The organism is Arthrobacter sp. RCC_34 (assembly GCF_041360795.1).
Lineage (GTDB): Bacteria > Actinomycetota > Actinomycetes > Actinomycetales > Micrococcaceae > Arthrobacter_E.
Genome location: NZ_JBFUPW010000002.1, coordinates 343317 through 358967 on the forward strand (window position 1 = coordinate 343317; position 15651 = coordinate 358967).

At 70.2% G+C, this 15651-nt stretch carries 18 protein-coding genes and 1 tRNA gene; 5 read left to right on the forward strand and 14 right to left on the reverse strand.

Features of this window, described 5'->3' with window-relative positions:
• Nucleotide 1 precedes the first annotated feature (1 nt).
• Both glmU and AB6732_RS10265 read right to left on the reverse strand, forming a co-directional pair.
• Nucleotides 2–1483, reverse strand: a complete 1482-nt coding sequence (gene glmU / locus AB6732_RS10260) for a bifunctional UDP-N-acetylglucosamine diphosphorylase/glucosamine-1-phosphate N-acetyltransferase GlmU (protein ID WP_370959865.1) — start codon at nt 1481–1483, stop codon at nt 2–4.
• 104 nt (nt 1484–1587) lie between these two features.
• Nucleotides 1588–1659: transfer RNA gene (locus tag AB6732_RS10265), tRNA-Gln, on the reverse strand.
• Nucleotides 1660–1858: 199 nt separating this feature from the next.
• Between AB6732_RS10265 and AB6732_RS10270 the strand changes: the two genes are divergently transcribed.
• Nucleotides 1859–2575, forward strand: a complete 717-nt coding sequence (locus AB6732_RS10270; RefSeq protein WP_370959866.1) for a TetR/AcrR family transcriptional regulator — start codon at nt 1859–1861, stop codon at nt 2573–2575.
• Here the strand turns inward: AB6732_RS10270 and AB6732_RS10275 are convergent.
• On the reverse strand, nt 2569–2985 hold the full coding sequence (locus AB6732_RS10275) for a PaaI family thioesterase (RefSeq protein WP_370959867.1): 417 nt from the start codon (nt 2983–2985) through the stop codon (nt 2569–2571). The two genes, AB6732_RS10270 and AB6732_RS10275, sit on opposite strands and share 7 nt — an antisense overlap.
• Nucleotides 2986–3095: 110 nt before the next feature.
• On the opposite strand from AB6732_RS10275, the gene AB6732_RS10280 reads away from it, so the two are divergent.
• A complete protein-coding gene (locus AB6732_RS10280; RefSeq protein WP_370959868.1) occupies nt 3096–3695 on the forward strand; it encodes a TetR/AcrR family transcriptional regulator in 600 nt (199 codons plus the stop codon).
• A 51-nt stretch (nt 3696–3746) separates the two neighbouring features.
• On the opposite strand, the gene AB6732_RS10285 is transcribed toward AB6732_RS10280, so the two are convergent.
• The 10 genes from AB6732_RS10285 to paaA form a co-directional block, all read right to left on the reverse strand.
• Entirely contained in the window at nt 3747–4550 is an 804-nt protein-coding gene (locus AB6732_RS10285) for an enoyl-CoA hydratase/isomerase family protein (RefSeq protein ID WP_370959869.1), read from the reverse strand.
• The gene (paaI, locus tag AB6732_RS10290) at nt 4547–4987 is read right to left on the reverse strand and encodes a hydroxyphenylacetyl-CoA thioesterase PaaI (RefSeq protein WP_370959870.1); all 441 of its coding nucleotides are present in this window, start codon (nt 4985–4987) and stop codon (nt 4547–4549) included. Before paaI ends, AB6732_RS10285 begins: the two co-directional genes overlap by 4 nt.
• Nucleotides 4981–5808 (reverse strand): 3-hydroxyacyl-CoA dehydrogenase family protein, encoded by an 828-nt coding sequence (locus AB6732_RS10295; protein WP_370959871.1) that lies wholly within the window; start codon nt 5806–5808, stop codon nt 4981–4983. The genes paaI and AB6732_RS10295 overlap by 7 nt, the downstream gene beginning before the upstream one ends.
• Entirely contained in the window at nt 5805–6563 is a 759-nt protein-coding gene (locus AB6732_RS10300; protein WP_370959872.1) for an enoyl-CoA hydratase/isomerase family protein, read from the reverse strand. Before AB6732_RS10300 ends, AB6732_RS10295 begins: the two co-directional genes overlap by 4 nt.
• Nucleotides 6560–7726 (reverse strand): acetyl-CoA C-acyltransferase, encoded by a 1167-nt coding sequence (locus tag AB6732_RS10305; RefSeq protein ID WP_370959873.1) that lies wholly within the window; start codon nt 7724–7726, stop codon nt 6560–6562. The genes AB6732_RS10300 and AB6732_RS10305 overlap by 4 nt, the downstream gene beginning before the upstream one ends.
• Nucleotides 7727–7808: 82 nt before the next feature.
• Nucleotides 7809–8894 (reverse strand): 1,2-phenylacetyl-CoA epoxidase subunit PaaE, encoded by a 1086-nt coding sequence (gene paaE, locus AB6732_RS10310; RefSeq protein ID WP_370959874.1) that lies wholly within the window; start codon nt 8892–8894, stop codon nt 7809–7811.
• A gap of 1 nt (nt 8895) precedes the next feature.
• Nucleotides 8896–9405, reverse strand: a complete 510-nt coding sequence (gene paaD / locus AB6732_RS10315; RefSeq protein ID WP_370959875.1) for a 1,2-phenylacetyl-CoA epoxidase subunit PaaD — start codon at nt 9403–9405, stop codon at nt 8896–8898.
• Nucleotides 9402–10337: a 1,2-phenylacetyl-CoA epoxidase subunit PaaC gene (gene paaC / locus AB6732_RS10320; protein WP_370959876.1), complete on the reverse strand. Its 936-nt coding sequence runs from the start codon at nt 10335–10337 to the stop codon at nt 9402–9404. Before paaC ends, paaD begins: the two co-directional genes overlap by 4 nt.
• Before the next feature lie 17 nt (nt 10338–10354).
• A complete protein-coding gene (gene paaB, locus AB6732_RS10325; RefSeq protein ID WP_066216764.1) occupies nt 10355–10651 on the reverse strand; it encodes a 1,2-phenylacetyl-CoA epoxidase subunit PaaB in 297 nt (98 codons plus the stop codon).
• Entirely contained in the window at nt 10648–11625 is a 978-nt protein-coding gene (paaA, locus tag AB6732_RS10330; RefSeq protein WP_370959877.1) for a 1,2-phenylacetyl-CoA epoxidase subunit PaaA, read from the reverse strand. The genes paaB and paaA overlap by 4 nt, the downstream gene beginning before the upstream one ends.
• A 142-nt stretch (nt 11626–11767) precedes the next feature.
• On the opposite strand from paaA, the gene paaZ reads away from it, so the two are divergent.
• Nucleotides 11768–13813, forward strand: a complete 2046-nt coding sequence (paaZ, locus tag AB6732_RS10335) for a phenylacetic acid degradation bifunctional protein PaaZ (RefSeq protein ID WP_370959878.1) — start codon at nt 11768–11770, stop codon at nt 13811–13813.
• A gap of 25 nt (nt 13814–13838) precedes the next feature.
• Complete coding sequence (locus AB6732_RS10340) at nt 13839–14549, forward strand: TetR/AcrR family transcriptional regulator (protein ID WP_370959879.1); 711 nt, start codon at nt 13839–13841, stop codon at nt 14547–14549.
• A 144-nt stretch (nt 14550–14693) separates the two neighbouring features.
• Here the strand turns inward: AB6732_RS10340 and AB6732_RS10345 are convergent, their stop codons facing one another.
• Nucleotides 14694–15218: a DUF4265 domain-containing protein gene (locus AB6732_RS10345; RefSeq protein ID WP_370959880.1), complete on the reverse strand. Its 525-nt coding sequence runs from the start codon at nt 15216–15218 to the stop codon at nt 14694–14696.
• A 198-nt stretch (nt 15219–15416) separates the two neighbouring features.
• Here AB6732_RS10345 and AB6732_RS10350 point away from each other — a divergent pair, with 198 nt between their 5' ends.
• Nucleotides 15417–15623 carry a hypothetical protein gene (locus AB6732_RS10350; protein WP_370959881.1) on the forward strand — a complete coding sequence of 69 codons (207 nt, stop codon included), beginning with the start codon at nt 15417–15419 and terminating at the stop codon, nt 15621–15623.
• The last annotated feature ends 28 nt before the right edge of the window (nt 15624–15651 follow it).

Sequence of the window (15651 nt, forward strand, 5' to 3'; positions counted from 1 at the left end):
ATTATTCGCCTTCTGTTGTGGGGTCGCTCTGGGTGGAAGTCTGTGCGTCCACGGCGGCCTGCGCAAGTTGCGCGGAAATGCTACCGGGCCGGTTGGCGATCACCCATTCCTGGGCATTGCGCTGGGGTGAGGCGTTGATGGCGAGGGCGCCGGCCGGGACGTCCTTGCGGATGACCGCGCCGGCTCCCGAGTAGGCGCCGTCCCCGACGGTGACGGGAGCCACGAAGACCGTGTTGGATCCGGTCCGGACGCCCGAGCCGATCACCGTGCGGTGCTTCTTCTCGCCGTCGTAGTTGGCGGTGATGTTGCCGCAGCCGATGTTGGTGTCCTCGCCGATCTCCGCGTCCCCGGCGTAGCCGAGGTGGGACAGCTTGGAGCCGGCGCCGATGGTCACGTTCTTGGTCTCGTAGAACGCGCCGATCTTGCCCTTCTCCCCCAGGACCGTGCCGGGGCGGAGGTAGGTGAACGGGCCGACCGAGGAGCCGGCCTTGATCTCCGAGCCGGAGCCGTGCGTGCGGGTGACCTTGGCGCCTTCGCCGATGATCACGTCGGTGAGCGTGGAGTCCGGGCCGACGACGGCGTCGCGCGCCACCCGGGTGCCGCCGTGCAGCTGCGTGTTGGGCAGGAGGGTGACGTCCTCCTCCAGCTCGACGGTGCCGTCGATCCAGGTGGTGCTGGGGTCGACCACGGTCACACCGGCGCGCATCCAGGCCTCGACCGTTCGGCGGTTCAGCTCCGCGCCGAGAGCGGCGAGCTGGACGCGGTCGTTGGCGCCCTCCACCTGCCAGCGGTCCTCGGTCACGACGGCGGCCACGCGGCCCCCGCGGGAGCGGGCGATGGCCAGCACGTCCGTCAAGTACTTCTCGCCCTGGGCGTTGTCCGTGGTGACCTCGCCGAGAGCCTCCCGCAGCACGGCGGCGTCGAAGGCGTAGATGCCGGAGTTGATCTCGCGGATGGCCCGTTCCTCGTCGCTGGCGTCCTTGTGCTCGCGGATGCCCAGCACGGAGCCGTCCTCGGCGCGCAGGATGCGGCCATAGCCGGCAGCGTCGTCCAGCACGGTGGTCAGCACCGTGACGGCGTTGTCCTGCTCCTGGTGAGCGGCGAGGAGTTCGCCGAGCATGGCGGAGGTCAGCAGGGGGACGTCACCATAGGTGACGATCACGGTGCCCTCCACCGCGCCCGTGGCGTCCAGCGCCGCCAGGCCCTGCTCGACGGCGCGGCCGGTGCCCGGGACCTCGTCCTGGTCCACGATCAGGGCGTCCGGGGCGATCTCGGCGATGTGGCCGGCCACGAGGTCGCGCTGGTGGCGGACCAGGACGGCCAGACGTTCGGGGTCGATCCCCCAGGCGGCGTCGAGGGCGTGGCCCACCATGGACTTTCCGCCGATGCGGTGCAGGATCTTGGGGGTGCGGGACTTCATCCGGGTGCCGGCGCCAGCCGCCAGGACGATGACTGCGGCGGCGCGGTTCTCGGCATTGCTCACGGATGGAACTCCTCATCTGCGATTCTGACTCGCGGTGTCAGGATGCGCCCGGACTGGCGACCGGGCTGGTCAGTCATCCGCCGGGCTCACGCCGTGGGATGCCGTTCCGCCCATAGGATTCGAACCTATACTCCAAGGCTCCAAAGGCCTGGGTGCTGCCGTTACACCAGAGCGGACCGTGCCGGAAAGGCCGGGGCCAAGGCCGGACACAAAAGTCCATTCTGCCACGCGGAAAGCCGAGGTGCGAGCTGAGCGCAGGCCGTCCGGAAGCCGGGCAGGGCCCGTCACCGGGACCGTGCGGCGTGCGCCACACGGCGCGCAGACGAACCGGGTAAGGCATGATGGAGCGGTGACTTCGGGGAGAAACGGGTGCCGGTGACGACCAGTGGACGGACGGGTCCCCGGCGCACCCGGATGGCCGCGGTCGAGCGGCGCGCGCAGCTGACGTCGGTGGCCCGCGCGCTGTTCTCTGAGAAGGGCCTCGGCGGCACCAGCATCGAGGAGATCGCGGCGGCCGCCGGAGTCTCCAAGCCTGTGGTCTACGAACACTTCGGCGCGAAAGAGCGGCTCTACGCCGCCGTCGTCGAGGAGGAGTCCGCCGCGCTGCTGCGGGACATCACGGAGGCCCTGGCCGAACCGGCGCCGGCCCGCATCCTGCTCGAGCGCGCGGCGCTGGCCCTCCTCGGTTACATCGAGGGACACACGCAGGGGTTCCGGATCCTGGTCCGGGACGCGCCACCATCGGACTCGACGGATTCCACCGCGAGCTATTCCACGATCCTCGGCGCCGTCACCCGGCGCGTGACCCACATCCTCGCCGCCGAGTTCGCCCAGCGCGGTTATGCCGAGCGCGACGCCGCGCTCTATGCGCAGATGCTCGTGGGCATGGTGGCCTCGACGGGGCAGTGGTGGCTGGACGCCCGCACCGCGGAGGCCGGGCCGGGCACTCCCGCGGCACCGGGCAAGGACGAGGTCGCCGCGCACATCGTGAACCTCGCGTGGAACGGCCTCACGCGACTGTCGGCGGAACCGGGGCTGCGAGTGCGACGGCGTGACGTGCCCGAGAGCGACGACGGCGCGACCGCTCAGTGATCCTTCGGGTCCATCAGCATGTTCGTGATCCGGGCCGTCGCGAGCAGCCGGCCTTCGCCATCCGCGATCACCACCTGGTACGTCGCGATCCGTGAGCCGGCGTGCAGCGGGGTGGCGGTGGCGACGATCTCGCCGTCGCGGGCGCCACGATGGTGCGTGATGTTCAGGTCCACGCCCACGCAGACCTTGCCCCGGAGACTCGCATGGATCATCCCGGCCCAGGATCCGGTGGCCTCCGCGAGCGCCGCACTCGCGCCGCCGTGCAGCCGGCCCAGGGACTGCGTGTTGCCCGCGACCGGCATGGTGGTCACCACGCGGTCCGCCGACTGTTCGAGCACCCGGATCCCGAGCTTCTCATCCAGCTCCCCCAGGTGAATGGTCCACGGCTCATGCCTCTCGTCCACGCTCATGCTGCACTGCCTTCCTCACGCCCGTCCCCCGGGCTGCTAGATTTCAAAGACCTACCGACCGGTCGTTCACGCCGCACACGCCGTGGCCCCGCACCCTTCGAGGAGACACTATGACAGCCGAGGCCACTCCCCGCCGCGGACGCCCGGGATACGACCGGGCTCAGGTGCTGCGCATCGCCGTCGAGCTCTTCAATGAGCAGGGCTATGACGCCACCTCCGTCGCGGATCTCGCGCAGCGTCTGGGTCTCTCCAAGTCGGCGCTCTATCACCACTTCGACTCCAAGGAGCAGCTCCTGAGCCTCGCTCTGGAGGACGCGCTCACCGGGCTCGAAGCCGATCTGGAGGACGCGGCACGCCGGGGCGGGTCCGCCGCGGAATCCCTGAACCTGCTGATCCGGGCCGCCGTGCTGACCCTCACCCGCCAGCAGCCCCAGGTGACACTGCTCCTGCGGCTGCGCGGGAACAGCCCCGTGGAACTCGCGGCTCTCGAACGGCGCCGCGCCTTCGACGCCCGCGTCACCGCGCTGGTCCGGGAGGCGCAGTCCGACGGGCAGCTGCGGGCCGACCTCGACGCCGGGATCGCCACCCGCCTCATCTTCGGCATGGTCAATTCGGTCGCCGAGTGGTACCGGCCGGGCGGGAGCATCGAGCCGGAACAGCTGGGCCGCGAAGTCATCGCCATCGCCCTCGACGGGCTGCGGCCGCGCTGAGAACTGTCCCTGAACACTGCCACGGCCCCTTCAGGCTCCTGCTCATTCCCGTCATTCGCCGCTGAAAACGGGCCGCTCCCGCGCAAGGAAGGCCGCCACGGCTCCTGCGTGGTCGCGCGTCGACCCGCAGCGGGCCTGGGCCGCGGCTTCGGCGTCCAGTGCGGCGTCGAGTTCGATTCCGGAGCTGCCCAGGAGGAGCCGTTTCGTCTCGGCGAACGCCAGCGTGGGCCCGGCGGCGAGGGCCGCGGCGAGTTCGCGGGCCTTGTCCAGCACCGTGCCCTGCCTGTCCGCGGCGTCGACCGTCTCCCCCGCGATGCCCCAGGAGATGCCCTCCTCGGCGGTGAAGACCCGGGGGAAGAGCATGAGTTCGCGGGTCCGGGCGTCGCCGACGGCGCGGGGCAGGGTGAAGGACAGCCCGGAGTCGAACGTCAGCCCGATCCCAGTGAACGCGGTGCCGAGCTTCACCCCGGCCGCGAACACCCGGTAGTCCGCGGCCAGCGTGAGCCCCAGTCCCGCTCCGACGCACGTCCCGGCGATGGCGGCGATGACAGGCTTCGGCATGGTCAGGAGTGAGCGGATGATCGGAGAATAGTGCTCCCGGACCGTGGCGAACGCGGCGTCGCCTCCCCCGCGGAGCGCGACGGCGTGCTCGGCCAGGTCCTGCCCGACGGAGAACGCGGGCCCCTCGGCCGCGAGCACGACGGCCCGCACCCCGCCGTCGTCCGCCACCGCGGCGAGGGCGTCGCGCAGGGCCGTCTTGAGCTCCACGGTGAGCGCATTGCGCTTCTCCGGAACGTTCAGGGTCACGACGGCGACGCCGCCCTCCCGCTCGATCCGCACGGGTCCGGTGGTCATGGGGTCTCCTCGAGGATGGGACGGCCGAGCGACCGGCTGCGGCCACGGAACAAGGCGACGACGGTGTCCCCGCGTCGCACGGTGACGTCGTAGATCCCGGAACGCCCGCGCAGGACGACCTCCCGGCCGTCGGCCCGCAGCACGTCTCCGAGGTGTGCGGACTCGAGGAAGTCGATCTCGAAACCGGCGGCCACCGTCACCACGTTGCGGGTGTTGCACGAGAACGCGAAGGTGCTGTCCGCCAGGGTCGAGATGAACCCGCCGTGACAGATGCCGTGCCCGTTGACCATGCCCGCGCGGACCGTCATGGAAAGGACTGCGCGTCCGGGCTCCACCCGTTCCAGGGTCATGCCGAGGCCCTTGCTGGCCTGATCGGTGCTCCACATGGCGTCCGCGCAGGCGCGCGCCAGCCGCTGGTCGTCCAGGAGCGTCACCATGAGTAGAACCCCTGTCCAGTCTTGCGTCCCAGTTCCCCGGCCGCCACCTTGGCCCGCAGCACCTGCGGCGGGGCGAACCGTGGCCCGAGTTCCCGTTCGAGGTGCTCGGCGATGTTGAGCCGCACGTCCAGCCCCACGATGTCGGTGGTCTTCAGCGGTCCCACCGGATGGCGGTAGCCGAGGGTCATGGCGGTGTCGATGTCCTCGGCACTGGCCACGCCCTCCTCGAGCATGCGCATCGCCTCGAGGGCGAGGGCCACGCCGAGGCGGCTGCTCGCGAAGCCAGGAGCGTCCTGCACGGTGATGGCGGTCTTGCCGAGGCCGGCCACCCAGCCGCGGGCCTCCTCGACCAGGGCCTGCGGGGTCTGCTCGCCCACGACCACCTCGACCAGATCGCTGACCGGCACGGGGTTGAAGAAGTGCAGTCCGATCAGCCGGGACGGATCCTTGAGCGTCGCAGCGAGCGCGGTGATGGACAAGGAGCTGGTGTTGCTGCCGATCACGGCATCCGGCGCCGCGTCTTCGATCCTCGCGAGAACCGCTTTCTTGAGGTCTGCCAGCTCCGGCACGGCTTCGACCACCAGGCGGCAGCCGGACAGGGCCGCAGGATCGGTGACCACGGCGACGGAACCGGTGGCCTCCGCGCCTTTCTCCGCCGACTTGGCGAGGGACGCGGCGATCCGCTCGCGCGCGGAGGAGGCGGAGGCGTCGTCGTTCTCCACGACCGTCACCGCGGCGCCCGCGAGCGCGAAGGCGTGGGCGATCCCCCCGCCCATCCGGCCTCCGCCATAGACGCCCACTGTCTCGGGAACCGTGCTCATTCCTTCTCCTTGCGTCGGTTCAGGAACGCGGTCATCCGGTCCTGCTTCTCCTGGGTCTCGAACAGGACCGCCTGCGCCACATTGTCGATCAGAGGGTGCGCCTCGCGCGGCGCGTGGAAGGCGGCCTTGCTCAGCCGCACCGCCAGCGGCGCCTGCCGGGCGATCCGGTCGGCCAGGAGATGTCCCGCGGCCTCCAGGTCCTCCGGCTCCGCCAGCTCGTTCAGCAGCCGGACCTCGCGGGCCTCCTCACCGCTCAGGATGCGCCCGGCCAGGAGGACCTCCTTGGCCAGCGGCTCGCCGACGAGTTCCCGCAGCCGCCACGCCCCACCCGCGGCCGCCAGGATGCCGAGGCCCGGCTCCGGGTTGCCGATCTTCACGGTGGGCGTGCCGATCCGGAAATCGCAGGCGTAGGCCAGTTCGGCGCCGCCTCCCAGCGCGTACCCGTCGAGCAGGGCGATGGTCGGCATCGGCAGGCGGTGGATGCGGTCGAAGATCCCGGAATTGATGCCGGCCAGGGCATCGGTGAGCCGCCGTTCCCGCAGCTGGGCGATGTCCGCCCCGGCCGCGAAGGTGCCCCCGGAACCGATGAGGAGCGTGACGCGCGGCTCCCGTTCCAGCAGGGCGCAGGCCTCGTGCAGGGCGTCCACCATCGACTGGTCGATCGCGTTGCGGACCTCGGGCCGGTTGAGACGGATCAGGACGCGGTCCTCCCGCTCCTCGATCAGCAGCGGACCATCCGTCCGCGGCGCGGTCATGCCCGCTCCAGCAGCAGCGCGGAACCCTGGCCGACGCCGACGCACATGGCAGCGAGGCCGCGGCGGCCGCCGTCGTGCTCCAGACGGCTGAGCAGCGTCAGGGCGATCCGCGCGCCGGAGCAGCCCAGCGGATGCCCCAAAGCGATGGCGCCGCCCCAGGCGTTGACCGTCGCCTCGTCCAGGCCCAGCTCCCGGATGCAGGCGAGCGACTGGGAGGCGAACGCCTCGTTCAGCTCGACCGCGTCCAGGTCATCCACGCTCCACCCGGCACGGTCGAGGACCTTGCGGCTGGCGGGGACCGGGCCGATGCCCATGATGTCCGGGGCGACCCCGGCATTGGCGCCGCCCACGACGCGGGCCCGTGGCGTCAGGCCCTGGGCGAGCGCGAACCGTTCGCTGACGAGCACCAGGGCGGCCGCGCCGTCGTTCAGGGAGCTGGAGTTCCCGGCCGTGATCACGCCGCCCGGGCCGTGGAGGGGCCTCAGCGCCGCGAGCTTCTCCGCGGTCGTGTCGGCACGTGGGCCCTCATCCTGCGCGAAGTCCCCCACCGGCACGATCTCCCGCGCGAAGAGACCGTCCCGCTGGGCGGCGAGCGCCCGTTCGTGAGAGCGGAGCGCGAACGCGTCCAGCTCCTCGCGGCCCAGGCCCCAGCGCTCGGCGACCCGCTCGGCCGTCTGCGGCATCGAGAGGGTGGTGTCCGCGTCGAAGCGCGGGTTGGTGAAACGCCAGCCGATCGAGGTGTCCCAGCTCTCCCCGGGCTTCGCCCACGCCCGGGACGGCTTCCCAGTGACCCACGGCGCGCGGGTCATGGACTCCACCCCGCCGGCCACGACGACGTCGGCGTCCCCCGCGGCGATCATCTGACGCGCCGTGGTGATCGCCGTCATCCCGGAGGCGCACAGCCTGTTGACCGTGAAGCCGGGGATGCTGTCCGGAAGTCCCGCGAGCAGCACGGCCATGCGGGCGACATTCCGGTTGTCCTCGCCGGCCTGGTTCGCGGCGCCCAGGATGACCTCGTCGATGGCCTCCGGATCCACCCCGCTTCGCTCGACGGCGGTGCGCACCGTCAGCGCGGCGAGATCGTCCGGCCGGTGACCGGCCAGCGATCCGCCGTACCGGCCGATCGGGGTGCGGACCCCGTCGAGAAGGAAGACCTCGTTCATCGTGCTCCTGTCGTGTTCCGGGTGTTTGCTGGGGCGGGCGTTTGCTGTGGCGGGTTCAGGGGGCCGGGGCGGCGTGGGCGCCTCAGGCGTCGAAGTCCACGGTGAGCTCCTCGCTCACCGGGTAGCTCTGGCAGGTGAGGACGAAGCCGGCCGCGATCTCGGCGGGCTCCAGTGCGTAGTTACGGACCATGTCCACCTCTCCCCCGCAGAGCTTGGCGCGGCAGGTCCCGCAGACCCCGCCCTTGCACGCGAACGGCAGATCGGTCCGGACCAGCTGCGCCGAGTCCAGCACGGACATGTCGCGCTGCATCGCGGTCGTGGTGGTGCGTCCGTCAAGGACGACGGTCACCTCACTCGTGACACCCTCGGCCACACGGTCGGCGTGCCGGAGCTGGGGCGGCGGCTCGTCCACGTAGAACAGTTCGAAGTGGATCCGCTCCCGGGGCACCCCGAGTTCTTCGAGCACCTCCCGGGCCTCGGTGAGCATCGCGAACGGCCCGCACAGCCACACGTGGTCCATGTCCTGCACCGGCACCAGCACGCTGAGGAGCCGGCGGAGGCGTTCGGCGTCGAGCCGTCCGGAGAACAGCTCCACATCCCGCGGCTCCCGGGACAGGATGTGGATGAGATCCAGCTGCCTCGGATGGGCGTCCTTCAGGTCGGAGAGCTCCTCGGCGAACATCACGGAGTTGGTGGTCCGGTTGCCGTAGAGCAGGGTGACCTCGGAGTCCGGGTGGGTGAGGATCGTGGCCGCGATGGACAGCATCGGGGTGATCCCGGACCCCGCCGCGATGCAGAGGTGTCTCCCGGCGAGCAGCGGATCGGCCCGGAAGCTCCCGCTCGGGGGCTGCACCTCGACGGTGTCGCCGGGGCGCACCTGGCGCACGAGCCACGATGAGAACAGCCCGTCCGGGATCTCCCGCACGCCGATCCGGGGCGCGGCGCCGGCCGGAGAGCAGATCGAATAGGTCCGACGGTGCTCGACTCCGTCGATCACCCGGCGGAGCGTCAGGGACTGGCCGGCGTCGAAGGCGAACAGCTCCCGCAACTCCTCCGGCACGGCGAACGTGACGGCCGCGGAATCGTCCGTGAGCGCTTCGACCGAGGAGACCGTGAGCGGACGGAAGGCAGTGCGGCTCCCGGTGTCCGGGTCGGCGATGAGCGTCATGTCAGATCTCCTTCACGTGGTCGAAGGGCTCCAGGCAGGCCCGGCAGCGGTACATGGCCTTGCAGGCCGTGGAGCCGAACTCGGAGCTGAGCTCGACGTCGGCGCTCCCGCACTGCGGGCAGTGCACCGCGCGGCGGGTGGGCAGAAGGCTGATGGTCACGGGTCCGCTGCGGCGCGGCGCGGTCCCCGGGGGCGAGATCCCGGCGGCGGCGAGTGCCGTGCGGCCTTCGGGGGTGATCCAGTCCGTGGTCCACGCCGGTTCGAGGGCCACCCGCACCCGGGCGTCCGCCAAGCCGGCGTCCTGGAACTCGCGCAGCAGATCGTCCCGCATGGCGGCCATGGCCGGGCACCCCGAGTAGGTGGGGGTGATCGCGGCGACCACGGCGCCGTCGTCGTCCACCGCGATGTCCCTCAGGACGCCCAGGTCGATCAGCGTGAGCATGGGCAGCTCGGGGTCCACCACGCGGGCGGCAGCCGCCCAGGCCCGTTCGAGGGTGTCCACGGCGATCACCAGCGTCCCTCCGGGTGGGCGCGCGCCACCACCTGCATCTCGGCGAGCATCCTGCTGAGCGCCTCGGTGTGCATCCCGTCGCGGCCGAGACGGCCCTGAACCCCGGCCAGCGAACCGCTCTGCGGGACCGGCACCCGGGCCGCGTCGAAGACGTGCTCCAGGACCCCCATCACCTCGGCCTCGACCTCGGAGGGATCGACGCCGGTTCCCGCCGCGGCGAGCGACCGCTCCACGGCGTGCGGAGTGAACAGTTCGCCGGTGAACGGCCAGAGGCCCTGGAGCGCGGCGAGCAGCCGGCTCCGGGACTCGTCCGTGCCCTGGGCGAGGACCAGGAACCAGCGGCCCACGTAGTCCCGGTGGTAGCTGAGTTCCTTGACACCCTTGGCGGCGACGGCGGCCAGCACGGCGTCGCGGCTGCGGCTCAGGCGCTCGAAGAGGGCCAGCCGCCAGGTGGCGAAGAGCAGCACGCGGACGATGATCTCCGCGAAGTCATCCGTGGGAAGCTCCGCGAGCCGGACGTTGCGGAACTGCTGGTCGTCGCGGAAGTACGCCAGCCGGTCCTCATCCGGCACCGGCGAACCCTCCGGCAGACCGGGCACCCCGTCGGGGTCCGCGGCAGCGGCCCGGGCCAGCAGCAGCCGGGACTGGCCGAGGAGATCCAGCGCGAAGTTGGCCAGGGCGATGTCCTCCTCCAGATCCGGGGCGTTGCTGCACCACTCGGAGAGCCGCTGGGAGAAGACGAGGGCGTCGTCGCCGAGCATGAGGCAGTATGCCGCGAGTTCCGCGGGGTCCACGCCGTCCGGCACCGTGGTGTCGACACCGGCGAGCGGGTCCTCGAAGTCGGTCCCGAACGCCCAGTGGGAATCGTTGACCAGGAGACCGGCGTAGGCGTTGTCATGCTCGCCTTCGGGCTGGATGTGCACTTCGCTCATGAGCTGTCCTCCTCCCCTCACATGTGGGGGACGTTGTCCGGGATGTCGTAGAAAGTGGGGTGCCGGTAGGCCTTGTCACCGCTCGGGGCGAAGAGCGGGTCCTTCTCCTCCGGGCTGGAGGCGATGATGTCCGCGGAGGGCACCACCCAGATGCTCACGCCTTCGTTGCGGCGGGTGTAGACGTCCCGCGCGTGGCGCAGGGCCATCTGACCGTCCGGGGCGTGCACGGAGCCGACGTGGACGTGGTTCAGGCCGCGCTTGCCGCGGATGAACACCTCGTAGAGCGGCCATTCGGCGCGGATCTGCTCGGTCATCGCTGTGCCTCCTGGGCTCCGTCGGTCTCAAGGGCTCCGTCGGCTTCCTTGGCGGCGAACGCCAGGGCGGCCTCCCGCACCCAGGCGCCGTCGTCCCAGGCCCGCTTGCGGTGGGCCAGGCGCTGGGCGTTGCAGGGCCCGTCGCCCTTGACCACGGACCAGAACTCGTCCCAGTCGGGCTGGCCGAAGTCGTAGTGCCCGCGTTCCTCGTTCCAACGCAGCTCCGGGTCCGGGAAGGTCACGCCGAGCGCCTCGGCCTGCGGGACGGACATGTCCACGAACTTCTGGCGGAGTTCGTCATTGGTGTGGGTCTTGATGCCCCAGGCCATGGACTGCGCCGTGTTGGGGGACGCGTCGTCGGGCGGGCCGAACATCATGAGCGCCGGCCACCAGAACCGGTTCACGGACTCCTGGACCATGGCCCGCTGTTCCTCGGTGCCGCGCATCATGGTCATGAGAAGCTCGTAGCCCTGACGCTGGTGGAAGGACTCCTCCTTGCAGATGCGGATCATCGCGCGGCCGTAGGGCCCGAAGGACGTCCGGCAGAGCGGCACCTGATTGCAGATGGCGGCCCCGTCCACGAGCCAGCCGATCGTCCCCACATCGGTGTAGGAGAGCGTCGGGTAGTTGAAGATCGACGAGTACTTCTGCTTGCCGGAGATCAGCAACTCGGTCAGCTCGTCGCGGGAGATGCCCAGGGTCTCGGCGGCGGAGTAGAGGTACAGCCCGTGGCCCGCCTCGTCCTGGACCTTGGCCAGCAGGATCGCCTTGCGGCGCAGGGACGGCGCGCGTCCGATCCAGTTCCCCTCCGGCTGCATGCCGATGATCTCCGAATGGGCGTGCTGGGCGACCTGACGGATCAGGGTCTTCCGGTACGCGTCGGGCATCCAGTCCCGGGGTTCGATCCGGTCCTTATGGCCCACGATGGCTTCGAATTCCGCCTCAAGCTGCGGCTCGGCGACTGCGGATGACATGGCACCTCCTGGAGGGTTCGCTCTATTTACTGACCGAACATTCTGTACTACTGTGGCACAGGACACACCCCTTGCGCAATGGTCCCGGAAGGGCGGGGCGAGGGCACGTCGAGAGCATCGCCGGATCACGAGAGGACCTCCCATGAGCCCATTGCTGGAGAGCTACGCCGCAGGACACTGGTTCCGCGCCGACGACGCCGGGAAGCCGCTGCTGGACGCGGTCACCGGGGAGGAAGTGGCACGGGTGTCCACCACGGGCCTCGACTACGCCGCGATGGTGCGCCACGCGCGCGACGTCGGCGGACCGGCCGTGCGGCGCCTGACCTTCCACGAACGGGCCCTCCTCCTCAAGGAGCTGGCCCTGCACCTCGGCGGGCTCAAGGACGAGTTCTATGCCCTCTCCTTCCGCACCGGAGCCACGAAACGCGACTCCTACGTGGACATCGACGGCGGAATCGGCACCCTCTTCTCCTACGCGAGCAAGGGCCGCCGCGAGCTGCCCAATGACACCGTGATGCTCGACGGCGGCGTGGAGCCCCTGAGCCGCAACGGCACCTTCGTGGGCCAGCACCTCTACACGTCGCGGACCGGCGTCGCGGTCCAGATCAACGCGTTCAACTTCCCCGTCTGGGGCATGCTCGAAAAGCTCGCCCCCGCGTTCCTGGCCGGACTGCCGAGCATCGTGAAGCCGGCCAGCCAGACCTCCTACCTGACCGAGGCCGTCGTGCGCCGGATCATCGAATCCGGCATCCTGCCCGATGGGTCGCTCCAACTGGTCAGCGGCTCCGCGGGCGACCTTCTCGATCACCTCGGCGAGCAGGACTCCGTGGACTTCACCGGCTCCGCGTCCACCGCGGACCTCCTGCGCCGCCATCGCGCCGTGCTGGAACGCGGCGTGCGCCTCGGCGTGGAGGCCGATTCCCTGAACTGCTCCATCCTGGGCCTGGACGTCACGCCCGAGGACCCCGAATTTGACCTCTTCATCAAGGGCGTCGTGGCGGAGATGACCGTCAAGGCGGGCCAGAAGTGCACCGCGATCCGCCGGGCGATCGTGCCCGAGCACCTGGCGGACGCCGTCATCCAGGCGCTCAGCGGCCGCCTGGCGAAGACCGTGGTGGGCGACCCGGCCGACGAGTCCGTGCGCATGGGCGCCCTGGCCAGCCGCGAACAGCGCGACGAGGTCCGGAAGGCGATCGACGAGCTGCGCCGCGGGGCCGACGTCGTGTTCGGCGATCCGGACCGGGTGGACACCGTCGGCGCCGACGCCGAGGCCGGTGCCTTCCTCTCCCCCGTCCTCCTGAAGGCGCGCGAGGGCGCGAGCGAGCCGCACGACGTCGAGCCCTTCGGTCCCGTGAGCACGGTGCTGACGTACCGGACCACGGAGGAGGCGATCGCCCTGGCAGCGCGTGGCAAGGGCAGCCTGGCGGCGTCACTCGTGACGCACGATCCGCGGATCGCCCGCGAAGTCACGCTGGGCCTCGCGCCGTGGCACGGCCGCGTGCTGGTGCTGGACCGCGACGACGCCGGCGAGTCGACGGGGCACGGCAGCCCCCTGCCGGTGCTGGTCCACGGCGGTCCGGGTCGCGCGGGCGGCGGCGAGGAGCTCGGTGGCATCCGCGGCGTCCTGCACCACATGCAGCGCACCGCCATCCAGGGCTCGCCCGACATGATCACCGCCATCACCGGGCGCTGGACCACCGGTTCCCGGCGCGAGGTGGGCGAGGTGCACCCGTTCCGGAAGAGCCTCGCGGAGCTGAAGATCGGGGACGGCATCAGCTCGGCGCCCCGCACCGTGACGCTCGAGGACATCGACCACTTCGCCGAGTTCACGGGCGACACCTTCTACGCTCACACCGATCCGGAGGCCGCGGCGGCCAACCCCCTGTTCGGCGGGATCGTGGCACACGGGTACCTGGTGGTGTCGCTGGCCGCGGGACTCTTCGTGGAGCCGAACCCGGGCCCCGTGCTGGCCAACTTCGGCGTGGACCACCTGCGGTTCCTGACGCCGGTCAAGGCCGGGGATTCCATCGCCGTGGACCTCACCGTCAAGCAAATCACGCCGCGCAACTCCGCCGATTACGGCGAGGTGCGCTGGGACGCCGTGGTGCGGAATCAGGACGGCGAGAACGTGGCCACGTACGATGTGCTGACGCTCGTGGCGAAGGAACTCACGCCCGCCGCCGGCTGACGCGGCGCCGTGGGAAGATGATCCGATGCGCACCCAGGACACCCTCGAGGAGAGGGCCCTCGAGGAGAGGACGGCGGAGAGGAAACCGGCGGCTCGCGAGCCCTACACCCTGGACCGGCTCCTGGACGTGGCGGTGCGGGTCTTCACGGAACGCGGCTACGACGGCACGAGTTTCCAGCACCTCTCCCAGGCGTCCGGGCTCTCCAAGTCCTCGATCTATCACCACATCGAGAGCAAGGAACAGCTGCTCCGGCTCGGCCTCGAGAGAGCGCTCGAACCGCTCATGGCCACGATCGCCGAGCCGGAGGCCACCACCGGCCCGGCGATCGACCGGCTGCGCTTCCTGATCCGCCGCAACATCGAGATCCTGACGGAGCGCCTCCCCTATGTGACGCTCCTCCTGAACGTGCACGGCAACACCGAGACGGAGCGCTGGGCACTGGAACAGCGGAGGACGTACAACCACGCGGTGGCCGCCGTGGTCCAGGAGGCGATCGACCAGGGCGGCGTCCGCTCCGACGTCGACGCCAAGACGACGGCGCGCCTCGTCTTCGGCATGATCAACTCGGTGCGCGAGTGGTACCGCCCGGAGCGCGGCGAGGGCGCGGGGTTGAACGACGACGCTGGGTTGAACGACGGCGCTGTGCAGAACGCCGGCGCAGTGCCGAAAGACGGCGCGGGGCGGCTGGCGAACCAGGTGCTGTCGCTGCTCCTGGACGGGATCCGGACGCGATAACTGGGCCGGGCCGAGTGCGATGACCGGCCCGCGCCGTTGACCTTGCACTTTCTCGGGCTTCCAGGCCTCCAGCCCCGAGAAACTGCAAGGTCAACGGCGGCCCCGCAGGCTTTCCTCGCGAGCTCGGTACTTTGTGCCCCCGTTTCAGCCCGGATTCGTGCGGCGCGTACGTCCCGTTTCGTAGACGAGAACACCTTGCGCTTCAAGGAAAGCCAATCGATCAGCAACCGCTTGAGAGTCACTCCGCCCAGACGACAGGGCAACGAGGCGCGGCGTGAGCACGTCCACAAGGCATCCCCGCTGTGCGAACTCCTCCGACAGAGGGCGCCACATCGATTCGTCCTCCGCGTTGCACAGGAAAAACCGATACGTGTCGTTACCCGCATCATGCACACGTCCTGTGGCGACCCAGGAAGCATCTCCGTTCTCTACGACGGAGACCCGGTCTCCCAGATTGAGGTCATACACATACGCCGGTACGCCCAGGACGGTGGCACTCCCGTCTCCTTCGATCCGGCCATTCAGTCCCTCCCAGGAATCGGCATCGCCATCCTGGCCGGGCTGGAAGAACCATACAGTTCCCGTCGCGGTCAGGGCCTCCGGCCAGGGCAGAAGCGCCCCACCATCCCAGGCTGTTACCCGACTCGGGTGAGTTCTGTAGTGGTCCACGACCCCTGAGCCTACGGGATCGATCAGCACCGCCGCGAGGGTCGACCTTCGTCGAAGGACCACGGGACTTCACTTCGCCGTTGACCTTGCACTTTCTCGGGCTTGCAGGCCTCCAGCCCCGAGAAACTGCAAGGTCAACCTGGAACTCTGGCCCCAAGGGGTGCCGCGCCCACGTGCGCCGGTCGTAGCATGGCGACTATGACCGCACCACGGAAGTTCAACCGGCTCGCCTATGTGGTGAGCATGGGGCTCTACGGCGCGTCCTGGGGACCACTCGGTTTCGTCAACGGGTTCCTGCTCGCCTGTGCTGGATTCGTCGTCGTCGTGCTCTGGCAGAGGTCCGTCCGCCGCCACGCCCCCGAGCTCGACGTGATCCCCGGCCTGACGACACAGCGCCGCCGTTGACCTTGCACTTTCTCGGGGATGCAACGCC